The 11,631-nt window shown below is 65.9% G+C and carries 14 protein-coding genes; 7 read left to right on the top strand and 7 right to left on the bottom strand.

Going from position 1 to position 11,631, the window contains the following annotated elements:
• The first annotated feature begins 298 nt into the window (after window positions 1-298).
• On the top strand, window positions 299-646 hold the full coding sequence (locus tag Ahu01nite_RS51145) for a DUF3375 family protein (RefSeq protein WP_239159705.1): 348 nt from the start codon (window positions 299-301) through the stop codon (window positions 644-646).
• Between the two features lie 424 nt (window positions 647-1,070).
• On the opposite strand, the gene Ahu01nite_RS51960 is transcribed toward Ahu01nite_RS51145, so the two are convergent.
• From Ahu01nite_RS51960 to Ahu01nite_RS46895, 4 genes are all read right to left on the bottom strand, one after another.
• The gene (locus tag Ahu01nite_RS51960; protein WP_203843249.1) at window positions 1,071-1,829 is read right to left on the bottom strand and encodes an endonuclease domain-containing protein; all 759 of its coding nucleotides are present in this window, start codon (window positions 1,827-1,829) and stop codon (window positions 1,071-1,073) included.
• Window positions 1,830-2,098: 269 nt separating this feature from the next.
• Window positions 2,099-2,815 carry a sulfotransferase domain-containing protein gene (locus Ahu01nite_RS46905; RefSeq protein WP_203843248.1) on the bottom strand — a complete coding sequence of 239 codons (717 nt, stop codon included), beginning with the start codon at window positions 2,813-2,815 and terminating at the stop codon, window positions 2,099-2,101.
• Between the two features lie 254 nt (window positions 2,816-3,069).
• Window positions 3,070-4,194, bottom strand: coding sequence for a M20 family metallopeptidase (locus Ahu01nite_RS46900; protein WP_239159704.1), 1,125 nt, complete (start codon window positions 4,192-4,194; stop codon window positions 3,070-3,072).
• A 71-nt stretch (window positions 4,195-4,265) separates the two neighbouring features.
• Window positions 4,266-5,063 carry an XRE family transcriptional regulator gene (locus tag Ahu01nite_RS46895; protein WP_203843247.1) on the bottom strand — a complete coding sequence of 266 codons (798 nt, stop codon included), beginning with the start codon at window positions 5,061-5,063 and terminating at the stop codon, window positions 4,266-4,268.
• 269 nt (window positions 5,064-5,332) lie between these two features.
• Here Ahu01nite_RS46895 and Ahu01nite_RS46890 point away from each other — a divergent pair, with 269 nt between their 5' ends.
• The 4 genes from Ahu01nite_RS46890 to Ahu01nite_RS46875 all read left to right on the top strand — a co-directional run bounded on the left by Ahu01nite_RS46890 (window position 5,333) and on the right by Ahu01nite_RS46875 (window position 8,968).
• Window positions 5,333-5,491, top strand: coding sequence for a hypothetical protein (locus Ahu01nite_RS46890; protein ID WP_203843246.1), 159 nt, complete (start codon window positions 5,333-5,335; stop codon window positions 5,489-5,491).
• Window positions 5,492-5,574: 83 nt separating this feature from the next.
• Complete coding sequence (locus tag Ahu01nite_RS46885; RefSeq protein WP_203843245.1) at window positions 5,575-7,134, top strand: asparagine synthase-related protein; 1,560 nt, start codon at window positions 5,575-5,577, stop codon at window positions 7,132-7,134.
• 67 nt (window positions 7,135-7,201) lie between these two features.
• The gene (locus tag Ahu01nite_RS46880) at window positions 7,202-7,717 is read left to right on the top strand and encodes a GNAT family N-acetyltransferase (RefSeq protein WP_344572655.1); all 516 of its coding nucleotides are present in this window, start codon (window positions 7,202-7,204) and stop codon (window positions 7,715-7,717) included.
• A 753-nt stretch (window positions 7,718-8,470) separates the two neighbouring features.
• A complete protein-coding gene (locus Ahu01nite_RS46875) occupies window positions 8,471-8,968 on the top strand; it encodes a hypothetical protein (RefSeq protein WP_203843243.1) in 498 nt (165 codons plus the stop codon).
• Here Ahu01nite_RS46875 and Ahu01nite_RS46870 read toward each other — a convergent pair.
• On the bottom strand, window positions 8,965-9,471 hold the full coding sequence (locus tag Ahu01nite_RS46870; RefSeq protein WP_239159703.1) for an NUDIX hydrolase: 507 nt from the start codon (window positions 9,469-9,471) through the stop codon (window positions 8,965-8,967). The genes Ahu01nite_RS46875 and Ahu01nite_RS46870 overlap by 4 nt on opposite strands.
• A gap of 178 nt (window positions 9,472-9,649) precedes the next feature.
• On the opposite strand from Ahu01nite_RS46870, the gene Ahu01nite_RS46865 reads away from it, so the two are divergent.
• Window positions 9,650-9,931 carry a hypothetical protein gene (locus Ahu01nite_RS46865; protein WP_203843242.1) on the top strand — a complete coding sequence of 94 codons (282 nt, stop codon included), beginning with the start codon at window positions 9,650-9,652 and terminating at the stop codon, window positions 9,929-9,931.
• A 48-nt stretch (window positions 9,932-9,979) separates the two neighbouring features.
• Here Ahu01nite_RS46865 and Ahu01nite_RS46860 read toward each other — a convergent pair whose 3' ends face one another.
• Entirely contained in the window at window positions 9,980-10,573 is a 594-nt protein-coding gene (locus tag Ahu01nite_RS46860; protein WP_239159702.1) for a nucleotidyltransferase family protein, read from the bottom strand.
• Window positions 10,482-11,003 (bottom strand): TSCPD domain-containing protein, encoded by a 522-nt coding sequence (locus tag Ahu01nite_RS46855; protein ID WP_203843241.1) that lies wholly within the window; start codon window positions 11,001-11,003, stop codon window positions 10,482-10,484. Before Ahu01nite_RS46855 ends, Ahu01nite_RS46860 begins: the two co-directional genes overlap by 92 nt.
• A gap of 278 nt (window positions 11,004-11,281) precedes the next feature.
• On the opposite strand from Ahu01nite_RS46855, the gene Ahu01nite_RS46850 reads away from it, so the two are divergent.
• On the top strand, window positions 11,282-11,500 hold the full coding sequence (locus tag Ahu01nite_RS46850) for a helix-turn-helix transcriptional regulator (RefSeq protein WP_203843240.1): 219 nt from the start codon (window positions 11,282-11,284) through the stop codon (window positions 11,498-11,500).
• Window positions 11,501-11,631: the final 131 nt, after the last annotated feature.

Raw genomic sequence — 11,631 nt, 5'->3', positions numbered from 1 at the left:
CGACGCTGGAGCTGCTCGGCTCCTACGACGGCGCCGGCGCTGCGGTGGTCCGTAGGCGGAGGGCTACGGGGCCGCCTCCGCACGCGAGGACCGCACAGCGGCGACAGTTGCGAGCTCTTCCATGTCGTACCTACGCCGTACGCTGTGTGCTGATGGTTACGCGAGATGTTGAAGGTGCTTACCAGGGGGCGCTTCGGACGTTTCAAAATCCGATGCTTTCCTTGCTTCATCAGACTCACGCGCCGTTCGTGGTGACGGTGTTGGCGATGGTTTTACCGCAGACCGCCCGACGGTTGCGGTGGCGGATGCGCATACGGAGATCAATGAGGCCCTCGAACAGTTGCGTGCTGCGGGGTACGGCGAGGACGACAGCCAGCCGCTGCCTACAGGAAACACGCGTGATCTTTGCCGACAGTGGGTGCAGGCGGGATGGTTGGTGCGGCAGGTTTCCGACGACGATGTTGAGGTGTACCGGCTTTCTGCCTACGGTGTCGGTGCGCTCGAGGTCGCTGGACGGGTCGCCGCCCGGTGCCCGTGCCCGTGCCCGCGGATCATGTGTGTCCAGCGCAAGACCGGGCACGACACTGACCGTGGCCCGGCCTGGATCGCTTGCGTGCAGTTCACTCGAACCTGGCGGGCGGCTTAAGTCCATAGGAGAACTCTGCGCCGGGTCTCTGGTACCGCCGACGCGGACTTCGACGCGAATTTTTACGACGTCAACACCGGGGAAGAGTGCTGGGTCTCGAGCCCGAAACTCGATGGAACCGACGGCCGCTACTCGAACCAAAAGCCTCTGATCGGTGACGACGCGCGCGAAGCGTATGAGGCGTTCTAAGCAGGCGCTTCGCTACCAGGCAGGGAGAACGGTTAGCTGCCGAACGCACTGATCTGCCGCGAACAAGCCGCCGGTCTGCACCGGCAGGCGGGGAGCTCGACCAGAACCAGGTCACCGGACCCGATCGCTCCGCCTGGCCCGGCGAACTAGAGCGCCGCCCGGCCCGAGATCCCGCTTGCCGTCACCGAGTTGACGGGCTAATGCCATCACATCTCCGACGGTGCAGTCTTGCCCGTTACCGGAGGTAGTCCCACGGACCGATCGTGCGTCTGGGCACCCAGTCCGGCGGATCTTTCTGGAGATGCTGTTCCACGGCTGACGTCGCATCGCGCAGTGCAAGCCACAAGGCTTCGGTGTGCAGGTGCATGCGGCCCACCTCGCCGTGATTAAGCCGGTCAGCAAGACATTCCAGTAGATGGATCCACGGCCTGGCGCCCTCTGGCGGAGCCACGCGAGTCTCACTCAGAGTGCCAAGGGCATATTCATCGAACTCGCCCACGTCGGCATGGAAACCAGATTCGATCACGATCTTCGCCCATGCTTCCCGGACCTCGCCCCTTCCGAATATCCCCTCGCGAGAGAAGAGGGCGAAATAGGGAAGTTGTAGTCTAAGAATCTTGGTTGGATGCCGCTGCCGGTATCCCTCGAAGATCGGACGGTGTGAAGACCCTTCGGCTAGGTTGCAACGCGAGCAAAGAAGGCCTCGGACGTAGCCAGAGTCATGATCGTGGTCCTCGACAAGCCCGTGACGAAATGCAGATCCGCCTGCCTTTAGGCCGCAAATCGCGCACCGCCCATCTTGCCAGCGTTCCAGGAAGCGTGTTTGGCGCCATAGAGCATCGTCATACGGCTCGCCAGCAAGGCGCGGTATGGCAAGGGTATGCGACCAGTCCCAGCAAGCCGGGTAACGCCGGTCACGCCAGGAGGGCCCGGTGGTTACCGCTTGAGCGACGCCTCGCCGCGGCACGCGCGGAATTCTTGATTGACGTTTCATAGCGGCAGACTATCCGCGACGTACGACATCTCCGCCTCTCGCGATGTTCCCGTTTGCTGCCGCTGACCCATGCTGTGAGGTGCCAAGTTGCTACAAGCACTACCTGGATGTGGGTCGCTTCTCCTGGTGGACGGCGTTTGAAACGGTGCCGTCTCCTTCGACACTTAGCACAGTTGATCTCGACGCGTTTGGCGCCTAGTCACCCCAAAGAATGACGCGATATCGATCTGTATCATGACGCACTGCTCTGCCGCGATTCGCTTGCACCGTCAGGATTGCGGGACTTGATCATCGTGGGGCTTGGGGTACCCGAGTAGGGCCATCGCCGCCTGGTTGTCGATCCGCGACCAGAAGAGCTGGTGCAACTCGGTGCGCATTTCGTCCTGATGGCTGCCGGTACGACCTCGGCGGAAGAACAGGTCGTCGTGCCCTCGTAGCTCGTCGAGAGAGGGAATGGCAGCCTCCGGCCGCAGACCAAGCGCGGGGGCCACCGTGGCGATGATCGGAGTTACCGTCGCATGCGGGTCCCGGATCAGGTCCTCGTATCGCAGGACGACACGATGCGGCACCGACGGCCGTAGCCAGCTGAGAACGTTGGTTCCCCAACTGCCGGTCCCGCCCGTACTCACTCGCCGGATCTTTGACCGTAGTTCGTCCTCATAGGTGTTCGGGTCTTCCTCGCTCGCTTGGCGAGCCCACGAGACCAGAGCGTCGCGGCCGTCTCGCACCAGGCATATCGCACGATCTTCCTCGTCGACCTCGACATCCCGCAGCCGGTGGGTCTTGACGAAGTGCGGCTCGTCGGCGGCACGCATTTCAGGAAGGCTTCCCGGGCGATCAGTGAACCCGATCAGATCCTTCCCGAGACGCTCAGCAACACCGTCGACGTCATAGACAGTCGAGGTTCTGACGCCATACAGCCGGTGAAGAACGATCCGCAGAAAGGTGTTACCGGAACGAGGAAACGACGCTACCCATACAATCATCTACGAACCGTAGCCAGCAGCAAACCGCATGAGCCAGCCAACACGTTAACGGCATCTTCATCTGCCGCGGGAGTGCTCGAATCCGCAGTTCGGCGGACACGACGGCTGCCGCGCGCTCCTCGGCCACCCTGATGTAGACGTAGCCGTTCTAGCGCGGAGCGTCTGGCGCAGCGCTCGGCTGGGAGGTACCCACTCGATCCACCGTCGGCTGCCATCCGACCAAATGAGTTGCAGTGCAGTCCGCCGGAACAGGGCTACGTGGAGGTTAGGAATGTGAGGACGGCGGTGTGGTAGGCGGCTTGTACCAGGGGGATTCCGGCGATTTCGATGCGTTCGTCGGTGCTGTGCAGGCCGGTGTAGTTGACGCCGAAGCCGGCGGTGGCTGGTACGCCGTGTCCTGCGAGGTAGCAGCCGATGTTGGATGGTCCGGCGACCTTGGTTTGCACGGTCAGGCCGAGGTCGGAGGTGGCGCTAAGCAGGGCTGTGGGCAGCGGGTGATTGTCGGGCAGGGCGTACGGCGGCCAGCTGGTCACGGTGTTGATGGTGGTGGCCCGGGTGGCCGGCCAGTCTCCATCGATGCCGGCGATGACCCGTTTGAGCAGCTGGCGGGCGTCGTGGTCGCTGAAGGTGCCGGTGGTGCGGATGTCGACGTTGACGGTGCACAGGTCGGGGGTGACGGAGTAGCCCTGTCCTCCGTCGATAGCGGTGACCGTGATGGCGGGTCCCATCGGGAAACGCTCGTCGGTTCCCTCGAGTCGTTCGCCGGTCAGTGCCTGGACGAGTTGGGCGGCCTTGGCGATGGCGTTCGGGGTGCGGTGACGGCCGCCGGAGTGAGAGCTCACGCCGTGCACGTATAGCTGGACACGGTGGACACCGCGCCCGCCGACGACGAGTTTCGTAACGCCTGGGTAACCGATCATCACGCCGGCTACATCGGTGGGGGCGTCCGAGCCCTCGAAGTAGCTCTTCGCTCCGCCGAACGTTCCGGTGTGCTCGTCCAGGTCGAAAAGAAGCACCAGACGGCCATGGATCAGGTGACGCTGGGTGGCGGCTATCTGGGCTACGAGGTGGCAGAAGGTCGCGACGGCGACTTTGGAGTCGGCGGTGCCGCGGCCGTAGAGCCATCCGTCATGTTCGACGGGAGTAGTGGGCGGATGGGTCCAGGCGGTGAGGTCGCCGAACGGGGCGGTGTCGAGGCAGGCGTCGAGGACGAGACGCGGGCCGGGGTGCTCGCCGGTGATCTCGCAGACCACGGCGATCGCGGTGCCGTCGTCGGCATACAGCACACGCGGGTCGAGTTGGCGCGACCGTAGCCACCCGGTCAGCAGGTCCACAATCGGGCCGTAGTCGTCGATGCCGCCGCGACTGGGCACGGCCACGAGTCCACGAGTGAGCTCGAGTACCCCTGCGGCATCGTGACGGGCGGCGGCGAGAACAGCGGACCGGTTGCCTATCTCCGCGGTGGCCACGGGCGGGTCCCTTCTGGGTCAAGCCGGGCCCGGCCGTGATGGCGCAGCACCGGCAACTCGGCCAGCTGATGGGGATCTTCGATCTTGCGGGCGGCGGCGTACAGCTGCCGGGTGTGGTCTACCAGGCGGGCGGAAACCTCGGACTCGAACAATACGCCGGAGTCGAAGGCTTCCGATGACGTCAACGAGGGGATCGGGGTGACCGCGCCGGTGTCGCCGGCGCAGTAGAACCGTTCCGGGACGGCGGGGTCGTCGATGATGCCGATGTGCAGGGTTTGGATGCCGGTGCTGCGGTCGGCCGGGTCGCGGATCTGGGTGAGTCGCAGCAGGTGGTCCTTGAGGATTTGGTTGCGGGGCGGGCCGAACAGGATGCGGTAATGCACCAGCTCGGGGTTACCGGCGAGCGACTTCTCAATTTTTGTGAGGTAGTCGTTGTGCCGGGAGCGGGAGCCGACGACGGCCAGGCAGACTTGAGCGGACTCGACGACGTCGATCATGGCGTTCCACAGTTGCCGTGGACCGGCCAGGAGCCGAGGTGTTTCTGCGACCGAGGTCAGCGCGTGGTCCTGGTGGCTGAACAGATCGTCGATAGGTCGGCCGTAGTAGTCGCTGAGCATCTTGCGGTATTTGATGCTGGTGACGTGCCGGCCGAGTTCCCAGCCGGAGAGCATGGCCGGGGTGACTCCGCTGGAACCGGTGAGTGCGGCGTGGTCCAGGTCGGCGCATACAGCTTCGAGGGTGGCGGGGATAGTCCGCCGGGCCATACGAAGTGGTGACACCAGGAGTCTCCGGCTGGGAGCCACAGCTTCCTCCCCCTCCTCAGCGAAAGCAAAGAGTAGTCGCTGAATCACCGGTCGTCGACGGCGTTCGAGGCGCTCGGCCACGCGGGGGCTACACCTGGGGTAGCGCCGGGCTGCCGAGATGGTCATGGACAACCGGTGACAAACAGACACCGACCACATGACATGGCCTCCTCTGCATCGCAGGGCTTTAGTGGGAATCGGCCCGCGGAGCCGCTTGGTAGACATTCGAACCGAAGGAGAAGGCCATGACCGACGACATCGAGCACGACCTGTCGCAGCAGCCCGCCCCGCTGTTCGCCAGCCCGGAGACGCTGGAGATTCCATCGGCGGCGGAACGCAGTGGCTACAAGAAGAAGTCGGGCAGTTCCGACACCGCCAACCAGCGGGACGAGATCATCACCTGATCCACGCCGGCCGGGGGCGTCCGTTGTCGAGGGCGTCCCCGGCCCCGCCTTTGTCTCTTCAACGAATCCGCCGGGAGTAATCGATGTTGAAGCTGCACATCCGTGCCAAGGACGTCCCCGGCCGGTGGACATGGACCGGCCGCCAATGGCAGAGCGGCGCGTCATGGATCGAGCCTTACGACCATCCTGCCCTCGAGGTGCTCGATCAGACCCCCGACAGTCCAGCAATGGTCGTCCGGGAACGGATCCCCGGCCGGGATGCACAACCACACCATCCGCAATGGGCCGGAGACTTCGTCGTGGTGCAGTTCGCCGGCGACAGCATGTGGCTCGAAGCCGGCACCCACGGGATCGCCCCGATCTACCTGATCGAACACGGCAACGTGCTGCACGGCTCGTGGGACGTCGCCGACCTGGCCGACCAGGTCCGTGAGGCGCCGTTGCAGGAACGTGAGCTCGTCCGGCAGCTGACCGGCCGATTCCGCTACACCCACGAGACCCTGTGGGAGGGCCTGAACTGGCTGACCGAGCGGTCCCGGGCGGTGTACAGCCGGCACGGACTGCGGCTGTGTTACCCGCTGGCCGCCGCACACGGCCGCCCCCGACAGCTGCACCCCGACGCCGACCCGGTAGCCGCCTACCAGCGGCTACTCGACGAGGTCCTCGACCGGCACGCCTACGATCCGGCCACCACCGCGGTCGAGTTGTCCGGCGGCCTGGACTCGGCGAACGTCGCTGCCACCCTCGGCGCCCGCCACCCAGGTCAGATCACGGCAGCCGCGATGCTGATCGTCGGTGACGCCGGCGAGCAGCAGCAGGACCGGCGCCGACGCATGATCAACCTGTTCGGCCTCGGCGAGAACGTCACCACCCGCATGATCGACAACCTGCCGTTGCGGCCCGGCGGCCGGCGCGCCTCCCGTGCCCTGATCACCCCGTACGACGAACTCTACGACGAGGGCAAGAGCAGCCTGGTCGCTCTCCTGGGCGAGCGCGGCATCCGCACGGTCGTCACCGGGATCGGCGGCGACGAGATGGTCGCGCTCACCCTCGACGAACTGTCCCGGCCCGCCCTCGGCATGGACACCCCCGCTGCGACCTGGTTCGGCCCGCGCACCCTGCACCTGCTCGACGACACCGACACGGCCATCGCATCCGCGTCCGTGGTCAACGAGATGACCCTGATGGCGATGGCCTGCGTCGCCCCACCACTGCTGCGAGCAGGGATGTGGCCGATACACCCGCTGGCCGACCCGACGCTGATCCGATTCGGGGACTGGCTGCCCTACCAGTGGCGGCACCGCAAACAATTGCACAGGGCACGTCTCGCCTCACTCGGCTGCGACCCGTACCTGACCGACCCGCCCCTGCGAGAAAACTTCGAACAGGTCATGGGGCTCGGCCTGCGGCGCTACGGAGTGGCCTACCTACGGGAAATCCTGGACGAGGGATCCCCGCTCATCGCAGACGGATACCTCGACCCCGACGGGCTCGCCACCACCATGGCCGGCATCGACGCCGGCACCGCAGTACCCGATGACCACGAGATCTGCCGGGTCTCGTCCCTCGAGGCCACCCTGCGCAGCTACGGCCATGCGAGATCACCCGCGACGGTAGCTGCCAGCACGGCGGCCCCGGTCTAAGGTGGATTGAGTGGCTGACCTAACCGCAACGAATTCCCAGGTGAAACAGCCTGCGCCTCCACTCTTGATGCGACCCGCCGGGCGCGATGACGTGCCAGCGATCGCAGCTCTGATCCGCGCTCGCTCCGTATGGATGCGAGAACATGATCAACCTGACTGGGAAGAGGTGGCTGACGACCTCGCCGGTCAAGCCGCGCACCCCGACATACCCGTATGGGTACTCACCGGCGGCGACGAAGTCATCGGCTGCACCACCCTGCTCACCGAGTCCCCCGAATGGCTGTGGACCGCAGCCGAACGCGCCGAGCCCGCACTGTTCATGACCGGAACCGTCACCGACCCCCGATTCGCCCGACAGCAGCTGGGCTGCCGGCTGGCCTGGTGGGTACTCGACCACGCAGCACGAACCGGCAGGACATGGGTACGCCGAGGCACCTTCGTACCCGACCTCGTCCGCTACTACCGCGACGTCCAAGGCTGGCACGTCGTCCGCGAACGCGAACACAGCGGATACCAGATCGTCGCACTCACCCGCAGGGCAACTCGAATACCCGATGTGAATATCGCTACGGCAGGCATCTAGGCGGCGAAACACGAAGTCCTCGTATTCCTCGCCGACGGCTTCGACGACGAGGGGGCTTGCCGCATGCTGGTGTTGAGCACCGACACCGTCAAGACGCTCAGTCCACGATGCGCAGCCAGGCGGCGGTCACGATCAGCCTGGCCGCATCGAGGACGCTAGGCACAAGGGTGTCACTGTGCATCGCCGGATGGTCGAATCCGAGCCGGGCGTGCGGGCTGAACCACGACCCGGCGGCCGCGAGTGTGCCGGACCGCTCGTGCAGGGCTCGCCGAGCAGGTCGAGATCGGGACTACCTGGTGACAGATCCGCGTGCGGCCGTCGTAACGCTCGAATGCCACCACCAGCCAGCCGTCCGCCTCAAGGTCCCCCAACGCCGCCGGTGCGTATCGCTGGTTGGCGGCCCGGCTCGCCTGCAACTCGTAGCGAAGCACCCGTCACCCGGCTGCGACGAGGAGCCTTTGACGAAGACCGGGCCCCGCGGCCCGGCGATGGTCACCGCCAGCCCACCATGATCGCCAGCAACGGCCGGAATGATCCTGGATCCACCGGCTCGCCGCAGGAACTCCCGCGCCAGGGCGTTCGGTAACGCTTTCCAGCTGAGCCATTCGTCGCCCTCCGCGTCAACCGAACTCCGGACCTGGCCCAGGAGCTCGGCCCTGATGTCACCACAGCTGGGCGGCCCCGAGAAGGGGCACGGCAACGGTGTGCTGCGTTCTACCATGCACTGAGACGTTCGGGAGGGACACGACGGCAATGACGTTGGAACAGCTACGCGCCGCCGGCCTGAGCCCGGCTCACCGTGTGCTGCTCGACTATGTTCGCGGCTGCGCCACCGTCATGGAAGTCAACGCCTGCCCACCCGGCTGGGTGTTCGGTTCCGTCTACCACCTGCTCGACGCGCACGGCGCCTTCTTCGTCACGGCGCCGCCGCCTGTTGCGGTGCCGAAGCTGCCGGATCGGCTGTGCTACGGCAACGCCGCCTCCACCGCAGTCACCTACGCCGACGACGGCCTGACGTATGCCGAAGGCTTCGCCACCACAGACGTCCGGGGACAGCTGCTGCCGTTGGCACACGGCTGGTGCGTCACCGCGGACGGTGTCGTGGTTGATCCAACCTGGGACTATGAGCCCCGCAGGATCTACTTCGGCATCGCCTTCAGCGATCGACGGATGTGGCCGCACGACGGCGGGGGAGTACTCACCGAACCTGACCGGTTGTTCCCGCTGCTCCGCGACGGCCTGCCCAGCTAGGCGTCAGGGCCTTGACCCGGCGCCGCTCCGGCTTCGCGGTGGGCAGATATAGCAATGTCGGCGAACCGGGAAATTCGTGTTCCTGCTGGAAGGCCAGAATAGTCAAGGGGCGTCCATAGGGCTTCCGCGACTTCTGGGTTTGGGCGAAGCCGCGTCGATTGTGCGGTGACCCGGAAAAGGGTGAGATGGTCCCGCTTGCCTTCGGCTGTCGTCACGAGGTTTTCGAGTACATCGACGGCTGGCTCGAACATCAGCCCCAGCTCTTCTCGGCACTCGCGTCGGATGGCACTCTCGGGCGACTCTTTGCGGGGCCGGTAGCCACCTCCTGGCAGCCCCCAGCGTTCTTGATCGCCGTAGGACTGTCTGATCAGTACACACACATCAGGGTCGGACGGGTGCAGTATCAGGGCCTTGACACCGTAGGTCTTCGGCTTGAATGTTTGCCAGTAGGTTTTGAGGATCTTGTCGATGATGTAGACGGCGAAACGGGGAGTGCCTTTCACGTCCTATCCGCCAATCCCGATAGTCCTTGAACTGCGAATCATGGTATCGGAAGCGCGGCATCACCCTGCCGAATGGCTGTGGTGGTACCCGGGCATGGCGGGCACGGACGAGGGATTCGTTTGGCGGCGGCGGAGGGTCGTGGGCTGAACGGGCCACCGAGGTCGTAGCGTGCCGGGGATGTTGCCGTGGACTGTCGCTGAGGTCGCCGCCGCGGCGTCCAGCGGGCTGGCGTTCCTGCTGGCAGTCGGCAACGACGGCGCCCGGCAGCTCGCGTTCGCCGCAGCGCACGGTGGTGTCGAGGCGATACATGTCACCGACCGCGAGGCCGCCGCCGACGCGCTGGCGGGGCGGCTGACGGCGGGTGATGTCGTGCTGCTGAAAGCCTCCGACAGCGTCGGTCTGATGACGCTTGCTGACGAACTGGCAGCCGCGCCCGGCTTGCTTTCGGGAGACGGCTGATGTGGTTCGCGCTAGGCGGCTGACCCCGGGTCCGCTTTAGAGCCGGGGTCAGGACGGCGTGATGACATTGACGCCGGGCCACCGCTGCCGCGGTTGATGACGGGCGAGCCTGGCACGGGATTCGGCGAGTGTGACGCGGGCGGGGTTACGCCGCCAGATCCCAGCGAGCAGGTCGTCCAGGCCGTACGGCGCGCACAGATCCACGGTGCCGTCGTGGTCGAGGCGGGCGGCGACGGCAGTGGCGGTTTCGGGCCACGACGCGACCGCTTCCTGGATCGAGGCGAACGGCGCCACCGGGTCGCCGCCGAAGCGGTGGTGGAACCAGGTATGGATGGCGGCCTGGTTGCGGGCTTCCCACGGTTGGCCCGGCCACGCCGCGGCGAGCAGGGCGGTCGCGTGTTCATTGCGGTCCCAGTCCAGGCGGTCGGGGTCGTAGAAGGCGACGTCGATGTCGTGGACGTCGGCCGGGTCGAAGCCGTGCCCGTACAGCTGACCCCAGACCAGGTCCCGGACGGCGCCGGCCCCGACCCAGGCGTCGGGCAGTCCGCTGTCATGCACCGTGGCGAGGACCTGCATCATCCACGGTGATGCCTCGAGCAGCGCGATGAGCTGTTCGCGGGGCCGGGGGATCGGTGGTGTCATCGCCGGGGAACTGCCCGGCACGCGATACCGCCGGCGAAGTGTCGGAGCCGGTGGGTGGCTGGTCGATGCTCACCCGGCGGGCGACGTAGTCGGCGAGCGAGGTGGTGTGGGGGATGTCGGGGTCGTCGGTGACGCCGTTCGGCACGAACCACGTCTGCTGCCAGGCATCGGTGATCGATGCCAGGGGTGCGCCGTGTTGCAGGGCGAGGGACGCGGCGGCGGCGAGGGCGTCGGTGAGCCCGGCCATGGTGGAGCCGTGCGTGCCGACGCGCAGGTCGAAGCCGGCCGTGGTGCCGTCGCCGGTGCGGTGGGTGGTCACGGTTCCGGCGAGGTCCTCGATGCGAAACGACGTGGTGTGACCTGACCAGCGACGCGACCCTTGGTCGGTGGCGAGGGGAGTGATGTGGCGGGCTGCGGGAACGTCAGTCACGACTAGACAAATCACAATCAGTAGTGGTTAGACAAGCTTATAGGCACCACATGAGGTAGTTGTCGTAGCCTAGTGGGTGTGCGGGCTAGCTGAACGACGGGACGCGCCGCCGGACATGGAGATGCTGCGGCAGTTCGTGGGCGGGGGCTACGCCCGAGTCGCTCACGCCGTGCCGTCGCTGGTAGTTAGGTGCCTGCGTGGCACGAGGTTCGGTGGCAGTGAAAAGGGTTCCAGCCTAAGGCTTGGCGACAAGTTGTCACGAGACTATGATGGGGGTCATGTCAACGGAGCAAGACAGTCTTCTCGGTGCCCATGAAATTCGTGTCCGGCTGGGCGGGGTCAGCAGACAGCGGGCCTACCAGATCACCAGCCGCCGAGACTTCCCCGAACCGGTTGCCGACCTCGCCCAGGGCAAGGTGTGGCGCACCGTAGACGTTGAAAAGTGGCTCGGTGTGCACCGCCCCGACCAGGCCCACAGCGCGATACAGGCGTCGTAGCGCGGCGGCGGCCGTAATCCGGTCACGCCCTGAGCGTGCTGGAAGTTCAGCGTCGATGGCGGGCTGTGCCGTCAGATAGCCGGGCCGGCTCTCTGCAGCGTGCCGGTCTTGGCGTCCCCGGGTATGCCATC

This window comes from Winogradskya humida (assembly GCF_016862215.1).
Taxonomy (GTDB): Bacteria; Actinomycetota; Actinomycetes; order Mycobacteriales; family Micromonosporaceae; genus Actinoplanes; species Actinoplanes humidus.
The sequence above is the reverse complement of the archived record's forward strand: the minus strand, read 5'-3'. Positions and strand labels throughout refer to the sequence as shown.